Raw genomic sequence first — 708 nt, 5'->3', positions numbered from 1 at the left:
CTTCCTGGGCAACGCGCATACGGTTATCTACGTCCGCCAGCACCGTTGGGCGCAGGAAGTTGCCGCCTTTCAGGTGCGCAGGCAGGTCGGACGGTTTATCCGGACCGCCCACCAGCAGGGTTGCGCCTTCTTCAATGCCTAGACGGATATAGCCGGAGACTTTTTCCCAGTGCTGCTGGCTGATAAGCGCCCCAACCTGGGTATTCGGATCGGTCGGATCGCCCACGCGCAGACGGTTGGCGCGTTCGGCAAAGCGTTTAACGAATTCTGGATAGATGCTCTGTTGACTAAAAATGAACAGGGCAGCGTCCAGCGCACGTTCAATATCGGCATCTTCAAAAATCAGCACCGGCGATTTACCGCCCAGTTCCATGGAGTATTTTTTCAGCCCGGCGTTTTTCATGATGTTGCGCCCGGTGGCCGTACCGCCGGTGAACGACACGGCACGTACGTCATGATGACGAACCAGCGCATCCCCTGCGGTTGCGCCGTAGCCCTGTACCACGTTCAGCACGCCCGCCGGAATACCGGCTTCCAGCGCCAGCTCACCCAGGCGGTCAGCGGTCAGCGGGGAGAGTTCCGACATCTTCAGCACCGCGGTATTGCCCAGCGCAAGACACGGCGCGACCTTCCATGTGGCGGTCATAAACGGCACGTTCCACGGCGATACCAGCGCACAAACGCCTACCGGTTGCACCAGCGTGTAGT

At 59.7% G+C, this 708-nt stretch carries 1 protein-coding gene; it reads right to left on the bottom strand.

The window, feature by feature from the left end:
- Positions 1 to 708, bottom strand: a 708-nt coding sequence (locus AC3Y5R_RS24185; RefSeq protein WP_489923420.1) for an aldehyde dehydrogenase family protein, incomplete at both ends; no start/stop codon positions are given.

It is taken from the genome of Erwinia sp. 009765445 (assembly GCF_058137865.1).
This window is presented reverse-complemented; position numbering and strand designations above follow the sequence as displayed.